The 12,955-nt window shown below is 65.4% G+C and carries 14 protein-coding genes; 7 read left to right on the forward strand and 7 right to left on the reverse strand.

All coding sequences use genetic code 11. The features are described 5' to 3' along the window. Positions 1-42: 42 nt before the first annotated feature. Both B4393_RS14170 and B4393_RS14175 read right to left on the reverse strand, forming a co-directional pair. A complete protein-coding gene (locus tag B4393_RS14170; protein ID WP_078334712.1) occupies positions 43-1,596 on the reverse strand; it encodes an alpha/beta hydrolase in 1,554 nt (517 codons plus the stop codon). Positions 1,597-1,624: 28 nt separating this feature from the next. Continuing rightward, positions 1,625-2,416 (reverse strand): pyrimidine reductase family protein, encoded by a 792-nt coding sequence (locus B4393_RS14175; RefSeq protein WP_078334644.1) that lies wholly within the window; start codon positions 2,414-2,416, stop codon positions 1,625-1,627. Between the two features lie 33 nt (positions 2,417-2,449). Between B4393_RS14175 and zapE the strand changes: the two genes are divergently transcribed. Continuing rightward, positions 2,450-3,526, forward strand: coding sequence for a cell division protein ZapE (zapE, locus tag B4393_RS14180; protein WP_078334645.1), 1,077 nt, complete (start codon positions 2,450-2,452; stop codon positions 3,524-3,526). On the opposite strand, the gene B4393_RS14185 is transcribed toward zapE, so the two are convergent. After that, on the reverse strand, positions 3,495-4,034 hold the full coding sequence (locus B4393_RS14185; RefSeq protein WP_078334646.1) for a GNAT family N-acetyltransferase: 540 nt from the start codon (positions 4,032-4,034) through the stop codon (positions 3,495-3,497). The genes zapE and B4393_RS14185 overlap by 32 nt on opposite strands. Before the next feature lie 77 nt (positions 4,035-4,111). On the opposite strand from B4393_RS14185, the gene B4393_RS14190 reads away from it, so the two are divergent. Further along, entirely contained in the window at positions 4,112-4,900 is a 789-nt protein-coding gene (locus B4393_RS14190) for an FkbM family methyltransferase (protein WP_078334647.1), read from the forward strand. A 16-nt stretch (positions 4,901-4,916) separates the two neighbouring features. Here B4393_RS14190 and B4393_RS14195 read toward each other — a convergent pair whose 3' ends face one another. Continuing rightward, positions 4,917-5,411: a DUF1942 domain-containing protein gene (locus tag B4393_RS14195; RefSeq protein WP_109420961.1), complete on the reverse strand. Its 495-nt coding sequence runs from the start codon at positions 5,409-5,411 to the stop codon at positions 4,917-4,919. Between the two features lie 131 nt (positions 5,412-5,542). Here B4393_RS14195 and B4393_RS14200 point away from each other — a divergent pair, with 131 nt between their 5' ends. Together B4393_RS14200 and B4393_RS14205 are read left to right on the forward strand one after the other, a co-directional pair. Further along, a complete protein-coding gene (locus B4393_RS14200; RefSeq protein ID WP_078334648.1) occupies positions 5,543-6,565 on the forward strand; it encodes an SDR family NAD(P)-dependent oxidoreductase in 1,023 nt (340 codons plus the stop codon). After that, entirely contained in the window at positions 6,547-6,978 is a 432-nt protein-coding gene (locus B4393_RS14205; RefSeq protein ID WP_078334649.1) for an SRPBCC family protein, read from the forward strand. Before B4393_RS14200 ends, B4393_RS14205 begins: the two co-directional genes overlap by 19 nt. On the opposite strand, the gene B4393_RS14210 is transcribed toward B4393_RS14205, so the two are convergent. Both B4393_RS14210 and B4393_RS14215 read right to left on the reverse strand, forming a co-directional pair. Beyond that, complete coding sequence (locus B4393_RS14210; RefSeq protein ID WP_078334650.1) at positions 6,975-8,345, reverse strand: ABC1 kinase family protein; 1,371 nt, start codon at positions 8,343-8,345, stop codon at positions 6,975-6,977. The genes B4393_RS14205 and B4393_RS14210 overlap by 4 nt on opposite strands. Next, the gene (locus B4393_RS14215) at positions 8,342-9,070 is read right to left on the reverse strand and encodes a TetR/AcrR family transcriptional regulator (RefSeq protein ID WP_078334651.1); all 729 of its coding nucleotides are present in this window, start codon (positions 9,068-9,070) and stop codon (positions 8,342-8,344) included. Before B4393_RS14215 ends, B4393_RS14210 begins: the two co-directional genes overlap by 4 nt. A 181-nt stretch (positions 9,071-9,251) precedes the next feature. Between B4393_RS14215 and B4393_RS14220 the strand changes: the two genes are divergently transcribed. The 3 genes from B4393_RS14220 to B4393_RS14230 all read left to right on the forward strand — a co-directional run bounded on the left by B4393_RS14220 (position 9,252) and on the right by B4393_RS14230 (position 12,377). Continuing rightward, positions 9,252-10,160 (forward strand): metal-dependent hydrolase, encoded by a 909-nt coding sequence (locus tag B4393_RS14220; protein WP_078334652.1) that lies wholly within the window; start codon positions 9,252-9,254, stop codon positions 10,158-10,160. Then, positions 10,157-10,477, forward strand: a complete 321-nt coding sequence (locus B4393_RS14225) for a 2Fe-2S iron-sulfur cluster-binding protein (protein ID WP_070939429.1) — start codon at positions 10,157-10,159, stop codon at positions 10,475-10,477. Before B4393_RS14220 ends, B4393_RS14225 begins: the two co-directional genes overlap by 4 nt. Before the next feature lie 157 nt (positions 10,478-10,634). Continuing rightward, positions 10,635-12,377, forward strand: a complete 1,743-nt coding sequence (locus B4393_RS14230; RefSeq protein ID WP_078334653.1) for an N-acyl-D-amino-acid deacylase family protein — start codon at positions 10,635-10,637, stop codon at positions 12,375-12,377. Here B4393_RS14230 and B4393_RS14235 read toward each other — a convergent pair. Next, complete coding sequence (locus B4393_RS14235; protein WP_078334654.1) at positions 12,374-12,874, reverse strand: nuclear transport factor 2 family protein; 501 nt, start codon at positions 12,872-12,874, stop codon at positions 12,374-12,376. The two genes, B4393_RS14230 and B4393_RS14235, sit on opposite strands and share 4 nt — an antisense overlap. Positions 12,875-12,955 lie beyond the last annotated feature (81 nt).

The following is a 12,955-nucleotide window of genomic DNA, read 5'->3' on the forward strand; positions in this document are numbered from 1 at the left end:
GCACCGTACCTTGCGTGCCCAGTGCGGTTACCGCAAGTACGACTAGGCCGGGCAGAACGTGTCGGTGTCCGGGAGCTTCCCGTCGTTCAGGTATGCCAGGGACGGAGGCTGCGCGCACGCGGTGTAGACGATGGCACCGTGGCCGATGCCCTGCCACATGACGCGCTTGCTGGCCGCCTTGGCGTTGATGATCACCGCGGCCGTCGCCGACACACCCTCGCTGCCGGAGATCGGATCGTGTTGCCCGCCGAGGATCAGCACGTTGATCTTCAGATCCTGTGGCGGGTTCGGCTTGGATCCACTGGGCCACTGTAGGCAGTTCACCAATTCCAGGGCGGAGGTGCGCCCGAACAGGGGGTACTGCTTGCCCCAGGCCACCACCAGCTCGCGGACCCGGTCGGGGGTGGGGCGGGCCAGCGCGTCGCTGCACGAGTTGACGAACTGCCCATCGGTATCGCGCAGCGCGTTGGCCCGGTCGACCAGCGGGGTCAACGCGCCACTGTCAGGACCGCGCGCGGCGTTGAGTGTGTTCGCAAGATTCTGTACGACGGCGGTGCTGTCGCCGACCGGATATGCCAGCGCCGTGGTGATCGCCCTGACGACCGTCGCCCGTGACCAAGGCAGGCCGCCGTTCTGTGCGCGGTTCAGCAGGTCACCGACGGCCCCGGCCGGATCGGGTCCCAGCGGGCAGTTGTTGGCGACGCACTGTGCGGCAAAGGCGTCGAACGCGGACTGCTGGCCCTTGAGCCGCTGTTCGGCGGCAGCCTCGGCGGCGATGTCGGCGGCCACCGGGGAGTCGAGCATCAGCCGGGCCACCTTGTTGGGGTGGGATCCGGCGTAGGCCAGCGCGACCCGCGCGCCGCTGCCGATGCCGAGCAGCGCCAGGGCCGGCACGTCCCACTGGGCGCGCAGCGCCTCCAGGTCCTCGGCGGCATGCGCGTCGTTGTAGGCGGAGTCACCGGGGGAGATGGTGTCGGTGCAGTTGGTGGTCGCGGTCTCGACGATCTTGCCCAGGCTCGCGACGGGGTCGTCGCCGCCGCGGTTCTGCGCCTGGTCCCGCATGTCGCGCGTATCCCAGGTATCGCGGCAGGTGATGGCATCGGATCGCCCGATACCGCGGCGGTCGACGGCCACCACAGGGCGCTGCTTGAGCACCTGCGCGCCCGGCCCGTTGAGCCAGGTGGCCAGCTGGACCGAGGACGGGAGATCGGAGCCCGTGGTGAAGACGAGCGGGCCGGCATCGGCGGGTGTCTGCGAAGTCTTGGCGCGCACCGCGCCCAGCGTCACGCTGCCCGGCGCACCGTTGATCGGGTCCAGCGGCGCCTTGTACTCGGCGCACTCGAGTGTGAATGTGGGCGAGGTGGTGATGTTGGCGCTGGCGAGCACCTCACGGGTGCAGTCCTGCCAGGACAGATCGACCTTGGGCTTGTCGATCGACGGGGGACCGCTCGGTGGCGGTGCCATGGCGGGACCCACATTTCCGTGGCCCTCGTCCATCGCGAAATGCGGTCCGGCCGAGGGGCCGGGTGCACACCCAGCCAGTACCCCGGTTAGCAGCTGGGCAACCGCCATCGCCCCCATCAGCCGTGCACGCATGCCGACCACAGTATCGGGTGAACATTGGCTAAGCCCGGACGTGCCGCGTGAACAGGTAGCCGTCCCCGTCTGCGAGCAGCAACACCCGTTGCCACGCCGTGGGTGCTTCGGTGGGGCTCGACACGATCCGGCCCCCGTCGCCGCCGACCGTGGTGGGCGCCACGGTCAGGCAGAGCTCGTCGACGAGACGTGCCGCAAGCAGCGTGCCGAGCAGTGACGGGCCCCCCTCGCACAGCACTCGAGACAGGCCCCGGCTGTGTAGCCCGGTCAGCGCCGCACGCAGATCGACCTTCCCGGTGTGCAGGTGGTTCTCGGCGACGAGAATCTGCGCACCCGGAACCCGGGAAGCGACGTTCGCCGCTCCGGACGCCGTGGTGACCACGATCGGGGTGACCTCAGATTCGTTGAACAGGGGAATGCTCGGATCCACGGCTCCTGAGGCCGTGACCACCGCAATCACCGGAACCTCGCCCTGCCCGCGGGCCTGACGGCGCTGGCGCACGCTGACCGGTAGATGTGCGCCGTGATAGCGCTCGGCGCGCGCGGTGCCGGACCCGACCAGAATCACATCGGCATTGGCGCGCATCGCGGCGAATACCGCCCGGTCGCCGTCGCCGCCGAGCCCACCGGACAAACCGGTGACCGTCGCCGCCCCGTCCAGACTGCCAATCATGTTGGCGCGCAGACAGATTTCATTGTTCGCGGGGTAGTCGTAGAGATCGACCAGCTCGCTGGAACCCACCGGCGCCCCGGTTGTCAGCTGTGTGAGCTGTATCCCAGTAGGGCCCGGAATCGCCTGTTCATCGTCACTGTCGGCCACAAGGAGATCTCAGCACGCCGTTACGCTGCCCGTGTGACTGATCCGCAATCTGTTGCCGTTACGGGCCAATCCCCGTCGCTTCGTTCGCCCGGGTTCCCCCAGCACCTTGCCGACCGGCACCCCACCGTCTCCAACGAGCGGCTGATCGCCCAGCTCGTGCCGCCGCCGACGTTCACCTCGGTGAGCTTTGACTCGTACCGGCCCGACCCCAACGAGCCGACGCAGACGGCGGCCGTGGAATCGTGCCGGGCCTTCGCCCAGGAGGCGACGATCCGCCGGGCGGGCAAGAAGAAGCTGTTCGGAAAGCGCGAAGTGCTGCCCGGAGTGGGCATCTATCTCGATGGCGGGTTCGGTGTGGGCAAGACCCACCTGCTGGCGTCGATCTATCACACGGTGCCCGGCCCCAAGGCGTTTGCGAGTTTCGGTGAATTGACTCAGGTGGCAAGTGTTTTCGGCTTCCTGGAGTGCATCGAGCTGTTGGCCGACTACACGGTGGTGTGCATCGACGAGTTCGAGCTGGATGACCCCGGCAATACGACGTTGGTATCGCGGCTGCTTTCGGAGCTGGTGGCGCGCGGGGTTTCGATCGCCGCGACCTCCAACACGCTGCCCGAGCAGCTCGGCGAGGGCCGGTTCGCGGCCCAGGACTTCCTGCGCGAGATCGCCGCGCTGTCGGCGATCTTCAACACGGTGCGGGTGGAGGGCCCGGACTACCGGCACCGTGACCTGCCGCCCGCTCCCGAACCGCATTCCGACGAGCAGCTTCGCGAACTGGCGGCGTCCATCGACGGCGCGACCTTCGACCAGTTCGACGATCTGTGCCGCCACCTGGCGAGCATGCATCCGTCCCGGTATCTGAGCCTCATCGAAGGCGTGACCGCGGTCTTCGTCGCGGGGGTGGAGCAGGTGCACGATCAGTCGGTAGCGCTGCGGATCGTGGCCCTGACGGACCGGCTCTACGACGCCGGCATCCCGGTGCAGGCCTCGGGGATGAAGCTGGACAAGATCTTCGACGACGAGATGGTGGCAGGCGGTTTCCGCAAGAAGTATCTGCGTGCCACCTCGCGGCTGCTGGCGCTCAGCGCGGCGGCGCTACCGAACGCTGCATGACGTAGTCGCTTTCCAGTCGCTCACCCACCCGGAAGGTCTTGGTGCCGCTGCGGGTAAAGCCGTGCTTGGTGTAAAAGCGTTGCGCGCGTTCATTTTCTTGGTTGACACCGAGCCAAACCCCGGACGCGCCGGACGCGGCTGCCTCGGTAAGCGCCGCACTCATCAGCACCGCCGCGACGCCGGCTTGGTGGAACTCGGGCAGCACGTACATCTTGGAGAGCTGTACCGCGGGCCGCAGCGTCACCGCACGCTGCACGTCGGGGTCCTCGGCGACGCCGTCCACAAGCATCGCGTACCCGACGATCGCGGTGTCGTCTTCGCGTGCCACCAGCACCCGGTTATCGAGGATGTATTCCTCGAACTTGCCGCTGCTGAGATTGGCCGCGATGAATGCCGCGACGTTCTCCGGGGTGGACGACGGGGGACAGGCGAGCGGGAAGGTGCGGGCGGCGACAGTCGCCAGTTCGGTGCTGTCGTCGGCGGTCGCGATGCTGACCTGAATCGGCATGACCGGCAGGCTACCTATACTTGGCCCCGGTTCCAGACTCTGCGGCCCTATCGACGATCAATCCCGAGGAGCATCACATGACCGAGCCTGAGGCTCTTCGCCCAAGAGGCTCATCGCGGCGCGTTACCGCATTTGGCGAGATTCGTGATGCGGTGGTGGGACACGGCCTGCGCACGCTGGCCCGCGCCACCCCGTGGGTGGAAACCGAACTCGTCGGCATCGCCCAGGTGGTCAAGCCGGGCGATGTGTGCATCGACGTGGGCGCGGCGGCCGGCTTCTACACCGCGGAGCTGGCACGTCTGGTGGGCGCCGACGGCCTGGTGTACAGCCTGGAGCCGCTGCGGTTCGCGCACGCCACCTCGTCGGCGGCCTTGGGCCTGCGCAGCGCGCAAAACGTGCGCCGCCATGCCGTCGCACTGGGCACCAATGTCGGTGAGCAGGTGATGAGCGTGCCGCTGCGGAACGGCAAGCCGATCACCGGACGGTCTTTCGTCGATGCGGGTGCCGACGGGTTGGGTTCCAACGCCGAGTTCCATGAGCACATCCGGGTGGTGGTCGACACCGAGACCTTCGACGGTTTCTGTGAGCGGCTGAACATCACGCGGATCGACTTCGTGAAGATCGACGTCGAGGGTGCCGAACTCGATGTGCTGGTCAGCGGCGAGAAGACGATCGAGCGGACCCGTCCGGCAATGATGCTTGAGGTCGAGGACCGTCACATGGAGCGCTTCGGGCGTACCGCCGAGGACATCGTCGCGTGGTTCGCGGCGCGGGATTACCGGATGTCGGTGTGGAGTGCGGACGCGTGGCGGCCTGTGGACAAGGTCACCGAAACCTTCCGCAACTACCTATTCCAGCCTCGCTGACGTCTGCTCGCGGGACTCAGAGGTCCCACTGGGCCAGGTGGACCTGGGTCTGCGCCGAACGCAGCACGATGTGGCGCACCGGTCCGCGGTAGACATCCCAGTACACCGCGCCGTTCACGGTCGACCCCTGCGGCGCGTTACGCAGCGCGTAGTTCAGGTCGTCGGGTTCGTCGGTGCGCTGCGGCTCGTAGGCATCCCCGGTTTCCGGTGAGATGCCGCCAAGCTTGAGTGCCATCAACAGTGCGTACGCGTTGGGCACCGTGGTCGGCCGGATGGTGACGTATGCCTTCCAGATCACGCCGCGCGGGGTGGCCATGCCGGCCGGGACACCGGTGGGCTCGATGTTGTGCACGGTGACATCGGCACCGATGGTGCCGTAGTCGAAATGCAGTGTCTCGCCGATGTGCCCGATGGGGGTGACGCGATCGGGCAGCGCGGAGGCCGCCGGCGCCAGGGTCATGGCAATGGCGGTGAGAGCGGCGATGAGCGGTAAGGCGGGGCGTAGACGCACCCAGCGATCTTGGCACACCCCGCATGGGGGTCGGTGCCGCATGGCTCTTCGATATTCGGCCTGCACAGTGGCCCCGACGACCTACGATGACCTGATCGGAGCGTGCGGCCCGGCCGGAGGGGACGTGAGGAATGCGCGTATTGGTCACTGGCGGTACCGGATTCGTGGGTGGGTGGACCGCGAAGGCGATGGCTGACGCCGGGCACCAGGTCCGCTTTCTGGTGCGTAAGGAAGCTCGTCTGCACACCACGGTGGCCACGCTGGGTGTCGACGTATCCGATTACGCCGTCGGGGATATCACCGACAGGGAATCGGTCCTGGCTGCGCTCGACGGATGCGACGCGGTGCTGCACAGCGCGGCCATGGTCAGCACGGACCCCAAAGAGGCCGAACGGATGATGGCCATCAACCTCGCGGGCACGCGCAACGTGCTGGGGACGGCGGTCGAGCGTGGCCTCGATCCGATAGTGCATGTTTCGAGCATCACCGCGCTTTTTCGGCCGGGTTTGCAGACCTTCGAGGCGGACCTGCCCGCGGCCGGTGGCAGCGATGGATACGGCCAGTCGAAGGCGCGGGTCGAGCTGTACGTGCGCGCATTGCAGGACTCCGGCGCGCCGGTCACCATCACCTATCCCGGCATGGTGCTGGGCCCGCCCGTCGGCGATCAATTCGGTGAGGCCGCCGAGGGTGTGCGCTGGGTGCTGTTGATGCGATCGGTCCCGGGGCGCAGCGCGGCATGGTTGGTGGTCGACGTCCGGGACCTCGCGGCTCTGCACACCGCTCTTCTGGAACCCGGGCGCGGACCGCGGCGCTATACCGCGGGTGGTCATCGGCTGGAGGTCGACGAGCTGGTGGATCTGCTGGCCGACGCGTCGGACAGCACCGTGTTGGCTGTTCCGGTACCGGACTCGGTGTTGCGCGCGGCGGGGACGGTGATGGATCAGATTGGCCGCTATGTGCCACTGGGAACCCCGGTCACCGAGGCAGGTATGCAGTACTACACGCAGATGCCCGCCTCCGATGACTCACCCAGTGAGCACGAACTCGGCGTCACCTATCGTGACCCGCGGGAAACGCTGGCGGAGACCATCGTTGCCTTGCGCGCGGGGAAAGCAAACTCGAAACTGTTCGGACTATGGCCCTTCTCAGAATAGAGCGGCTCAGCGCGCTGCCCGGCGACGAGGCATTTGCGCGGATCACCGACTGGCCGCGGCACAGTGCGCACATCCCGTTGACGACTGTCGTCGTGACCAGCGACCCGCCGGCTGGCGTCGGTACCACATTCGTGGGGCGAACGGGGCTGGGGCGTATCGGCTTCGAGGACCCGATGACGGTCACCCGGTGGGAGCCGCCGCGCGGCGGTGATCCCGGTCGTTGTCGGCTGGAGAAGACGGGAAAGCTGATCTTGGGGTGGGCGGAGATCGAGGTGCGCACCGAGGGCGCCGGTTCGCGCGTCATCTGGACCGAGCACGTGAGTGTGCGCGGTGTGCCACGCGTCTTGGACCCGCTGGCCAAGGCCGGCGGCCAGTGGATGTTCGGCCGCGCGATCGACCGCATGCTGCGCTAGCGGGCGGCGCGCCACTGCGCGATGGCGATTCCGATCTCGGTGGCGGGCGGCTCACCGTAAATCCACTCGCGGGCAATGCGATGCCAATTGCCGGTGACATTGAGCTGGCCCAGCACGCCGAACGTATAGAAGTCGGCGCGACGCGAGAAGATGTGTTCCGGCGGCAGGTTTTGACGGCGCATACCGGCAAACTCGCTGGATCGCGGGTCCACCGCGAGAATCATTGCGCTGGAGGCGATTTCCGGAGTAATGGTCATTTCCTCGTCGACGAGATTCCAGCCGGACGCCGCATGGCAATACTCCAGACAGTCCTGGGGGCTGACGTGCCCGTGGCGATCGATGATGCCGCGCGCGACCATCGCGTCGTACGTGTCCTGGGCACGGCCTTCGGCGGCGGCGCGCATGATGTGTCGCTCGAATTCCACATGTTCGGGGTCCATCCGGTTGTACAGCCCGAAGTCCACGAATCCGAGGGTTCCATCGGATGTGCGCAGGATGTTCCCCGGATGGGGGTCACCGCAGAAGTCGTTGTCCTGGAACAGCGACCCGATATAGAAGCGGAAAATGAGCTCGCCGATGCGGTTACGTTCCTCGTCGGCGAGCGTCTGCATATACGGGAACGGTTGGCCGTCAAGGAATTCGGTCACCAGGATCTGCGATGTGCACAGTTCTGGTATGCAATCGGGAATGACGATGAACGGGTGCCCGCGGTAACGTTCGGCGATCTCGTGTTGGGTGCGAGCTTCCCGGGGGTAGTCCAGCTCGCTTTCCAAGTTCATGGAGATCTCGTCCATGAATGCGGAATTGGACAGTGTGGGAAGCGCTTTACGCCAAAACTTGGTGAACAGCGCCAGGTTCTGCATATCTGCGCGCACCGCTTCGTCCACTCCCGGATACTTCACCTTGACCGCCACCTCACGTCCGTCGTGCAGCACGGCGCGGTACACCTGCCCGATGGATGCGGCAGCGACGGGAGCCTCGTCGAAATCGCGGAAGTTTTTCGGCAGCTTTCCCAGATTGGACTCGATGATCGGTCGCATCACCGAGAACGGTTCGCGTGGGGCCTGATCCCGCAACCGGGCCAGCTTCTGCCGGAAGCGCTCGCGGTGAGCTTCGGGCACCATATCCACTTCGAGCATCGAGAGCAGTTGACCGAGCTTCATCGCCGAACCCTTGAGGCTGCCCAGGACGGTCACGAGCTGGTCGGCTGCCTGCAGCGTGGAGCGCTCCGCGAGTAGTGCCCGTGCTTGCTCCGACCGGCCGATCATCGAGAGCCGGCTGCCGGCGGTGCGCACGGCCTGTCCGGCCGCCAACTTGCCGAGTGCCCGGCCACGGGTGATGCGTGCCAGGGGGATTCCGTCGGTCATGAGGTGCTGCCGCGCGCGCTGGTGAAGGCCAGGTGCAACGGCTGGTCGGGATCAAGGGTTAGTCCGTTGAACTCCGCGATCGATGCGGCGAGGCCGGACAGCACCGTGGTCAGGTACTCCACGAAGGTCTCGATGGACATCGGTTCGGCGCGCAGCTGATTAGGGCCCAGGAACCATTCGGTGGCGGTGCCGATCGCTCCGGCGGCCGAGCTCACCGCGAGGTCGGCGTCGTCGATGTCCACCGTCTCGTCGTCGATCGCACTGGACAGGATTTCGGCCATATCGTGCGTCATCTGCTGCGCGGTCGCCACCAGCCGCTCAGTGCCATCGCTGGAATTGACGAAGTGACCATGCACGATGAAGCGCAACACGTTCGGGTGATCCGAGATCATCTGCGCGTATTCGGTGGCACCGTGCTGAACCAACTCGCGGGCGGAATCGGTCATCAGGTTGATACGCGCCATGGCCGCGTTCCAGACCATGGCCTGCACGCGTTCCAGGACGGCGGTATGTAGGTCGGCCTTGTCTTCGAAGTACCGGTATAGCTTGGGCTTTGCAACGCCCGCCTCGCGGGCGATGTCGTCCATGCTGACGGTGGCGCCCAGGCTGTCGATGGCACGAAATGCCGCATCCAACAACTCTTCTCGGGCAATCTTGCGCCGGTCGCCACGCTTCGCTGCGACCGGGGCTGCCTTGGACGCGACGGCTGTGCTCACGTTCTCCACGCCTCTCATCACCAGTGATGGTACGTGTGCCCGGCCGTTTGCTGTCCGCTTCGGGCGACACGTTCATGCTCCCTATTGTGCTCGTGCCGTGCGGTATGGATACTAACAGTAGTACTCGGAGTACTAGTAATAAATCGCCAGGTCAGACGTCAATGAAGACGTCGCAGGAAGGAGTCCCGTCATGGCTGTTGTGGAGCAGGGGCGGCGTGGAGTCGCGGCACGCGCATTGCCCAAGGTGCGCCGGATGAACTTTCGGTTCGGTGAACCGGCCCCCATGAAAAAGCACTACGTCGAGGGCGACATCGTCTTCAGCCACCTGGTCTCGCTCCTTTCCGGGGCGTTCCCTCCCGGTGAGGAGTCATTCATCCGGTCCGTGCGCAATTACTCCGACCAGATCACCGATCCGGTGCTGAAGAAGCGGGTCGCGGGCTTCATCGGTCAGGAGGCCATGCACGGCCGCGAGCACCGCAAGCTCAACGAGAAGATCATCGATATGGGCTACCCGCTGGTCCGCATCATGAACTTCGAGGAGGGGAGTCGGCGCGAGCGGTTGGTCATCGCGCTGGAGAAGCGTGCTCCCCGGATCGCGCATCTGGCGATGACGGCCGCCGCCGAGCACTACACGGCAGTTCTGGCCCAGCGGGTGCTTTCCAGTGCTGAGCTGCAAGAGATTCCGATGTCCAAAGAGATCCACCATCTCCTCAACTGGCATGCCATGGAGGAGATGGAACACAAGTCGGTCGCCTTCGACGTGTACCGCGCGGTGGGCGGCCCCGAGTCGGTACGCATCGGCGTGATGTCACTCATCTGGGCGGGAACGCTGCCGTTCATGACCCTTGCCGTACTGGCCTCGATCCTCACCGACCCGAGCGGCTGGAAACCGCTGGCGGTGCTGCGGCAGACCATCGACGTGTACCGCGGCCCGCTGGTCAAGGGGCTGATGCGCGATATCGCCGAATACATGCGGCCCGGTTTCCACCCCGACGACATCGACACCGAAGAGCTGCTCGAGGACTGGCAGGCAATTCTGTTCGGTGCCGACGGCGAGCTCAACGACCGCCTCCCGGGACGTCGCGCGGTGGGCCAGTGACAGCTGAGGCCATCCGAGTCGCGCGTACCGACGCCACCGGCAATACGGTGCTGGAGGTCGAAATTTACGGCAGCACACATGTTCTCGACTGGCCGCCGGGCAAGAAGCTGCTCGACGTGCTACTCGATGCGGGGATAGACGCGCCCTACGTGTGCCGGGAATCGGCCTGCGCCACCTGCATCTGTTCGGTGAAGTCGGGACAGACGCGCATGCTGATGAACGAGTCGCTCATCGACAGTGAGGTGGCCGACGGATTCACGCTCGCTTGCCAGACCCTGCCGGAATCAGATCGGGTGCAGATCTTTTTCGACGGGTGACGGTCGGCGCGGAGTCGGTCGATATGGTCAACCCAGTTCGTGCTGCAGCGAAGCATCAGCTGCGGAATACCTGTGAACAGGCAGCCGGGCCTTCCCGATAGGCACGAATGGGCAGCGATAAGCTGACTATCTGCTGATCGAATGAGGTGTATCGACTATGGCGACATACGACCTGCTGGTGCGCGGCGGCCTGGTATTCGACGGGACCGGAGCACCCGGCCGATCCGTGGACGTCGGGGTCCGCGGCGGCAAAGTGGTGGCAATGGCGCCCGACCTCTCGAGTGCCGACGCCGACGAGGTCATCGACGCCGACGGTAAATGGGTCATCCCGGGCATGGTCGATGTGCACACCCATTACGACGCCGAGGTGCTCGTCAGCCCGGGGCTCGGGGAATCGGTGCGTCACGGCGTCACCTCGGTCATCTATGGCAACTGCTCGATGTCGGCGGTGTATGCCGATCCTGAGGATGTCGCCGATCTCTTCGCCCGAGTCGAGGCCCTGCCGTGGGATGCGGTCCACTCGGCGCTCAAGGAGCACAAGGACTGGGACGGGCCACGCGGGTATCGCAAGGTCGTCGAGTCACTTCCGTTGGGTGCCAACGTCGCAACGCTGATCGGGCATTCGGATATCCGTGCCGCGGTCATGGGTCTCGCACGCGCGACCGACTACGCCGAGCGCCCCACATCCGGGGAGTTGGCCCGGATGCGTGCGATGGTGACCGACGCTCTGGACGCCGGCTTCGTGGGCCTGTCCACCGACCGGCTGCGCTTTTCCAAGCTCGAAGGCACGCGTTTTGCGGGCCGCCAGTTGCCGTCCACCTATGCGACCTGGCGCGAATACGGCGCCCTCTACGACGTGGTGCGCCGGCGCGGGGCCGTGGTGCAGTCCAATCTCGACGTCGAGAAGAGGCCCGAGACGGTCATGCACTTCTTGCTCAGCGGTGCCCGGCCCTGGCGGCGTTCACTCAAGACGACGCTCTTGGCCGCCTTCGATCTGAAGAGCAACCGTTCGGTCATCAGACTTCTCAAGGCCGCCACTGGTGCCCTCAACCCGCTGCTGAGGTCCCAGGTCAACTTCCAGCTGCTGGCGGTGCCCTTCCATCTGTACTCCGACGGCATGGACCTGGTTATCTTCGAGGAGTTCGCCTCCGGCACAGCGGCATTGGATATCCGCGATCAGCTGCAGCGAGTCGACCTGATCAAGGATGAGGGATATCGGCGACGGTTCCGCAAGGAGATGGCCCAGAAGTACGGGGTGGTGGCCTGGAACCGCGATATGTACGACACCGAGATCGTCGGCTGCCCCGACGAATCGGTGGTGGGCAAGTCATTCGGGCAGGTGGCCGACGCTCGCGGTGTGCAACCGGTGGATGCCTTCCTGGACCTTGTCTCGGAGTACCCCGGGAAAGTCCGCTGGCACACCACCATCGCCAATGACCGCACCGACGTGCTCAACGAGTCCATCAAGTACCGGCATTTCCAGCTGGGTAACAACGACTCCGGTGCCCACCTGCGGAATATGTCCTTTTACAACGCCGGGCTGCGGTTGCTCAAGCGCGTGAAGGAGGCCCGCGAGGCAGGGGCTCCGTTCATGCCGCTGGAAGCCGCGGTGCATCGACTCACCGGCGAGCTCGGTGAATGGTACGGCCTGGACGCGGGGCGGCTACGTATCGGCGATACTGCCGATATCGCGGTGATTGACCCTGCGGGCCTTGATGATTCGCTTGAGGAATACCACGAGCAGTACATGGAGGAGTTCGGGGTGTCTCGTCAGGTATGTCGCAATGACAAGGCGATTGCGGCCACGGTTGTCGGCGGGCAGCGGGTGTACTCCTACGGCACCTTCGTCGAGGGCTTCGGCAGCACGGTCAAGGCAGGCAGGTTCCTGGCCGCGGGCTAGCCGAGCCAGCCCATGTTCTTCCCGAAGGTCTCGGCCGCAGGGGAGAGCGAGCCCAGCTCGTTGCTGCGCTGTACATAACCCTGAATGGCGATCATGAATTGCATGGGGTTGTACACATCTTCCTCGTTGGCCCATTCGTTGTTGCCGGCGTACCGGAAGATGCTGATATTGGTCGCTTCCCAGATGCTTCCGTCGCCGGGGTCCCTCATTCTGTTGACCAGCTCGCAGATGATCCAACCGTGTTCCTCGTCGACGACGTGCCAGTTGGAGAAGTAGTGCGGCATCTCCACCCCGGGGAACTCCGACATCGTCTTGACCATGGATTCGCGAATGGACTCACGGCCCTCGAAGGTGCCATAGGTCGGTTCGATGTAGGTGGCGTCCGCGGCGAATAGATCGGCGTATTTGGCCCAGTCGCCCTTGGGGCCTATGTCGTCGACCACTCGAAGGTGATGATCGAACATGCCTTGCAGCTCGTCGCGTGACCACTGTCCCATGGCGGGGACATTAACACCGCCGACCGTTCGGCTTCCGGGGTTTCTTTGGTATTGGCGTGAAATTGAAAGCAGCGCACAGAA

Origin of the sequence: Mycobacteroides franklinii (assembly GCF_002013895.1) — a bacterium.
In the GTDB taxonomy this organism is placed as follows: domain Bacteria; phylum Actinomycetota; class Actinomycetes; order Mycobacteriales; family Mycobacteriaceae; genus Mycobacterium; species Mycobacterium franklinii.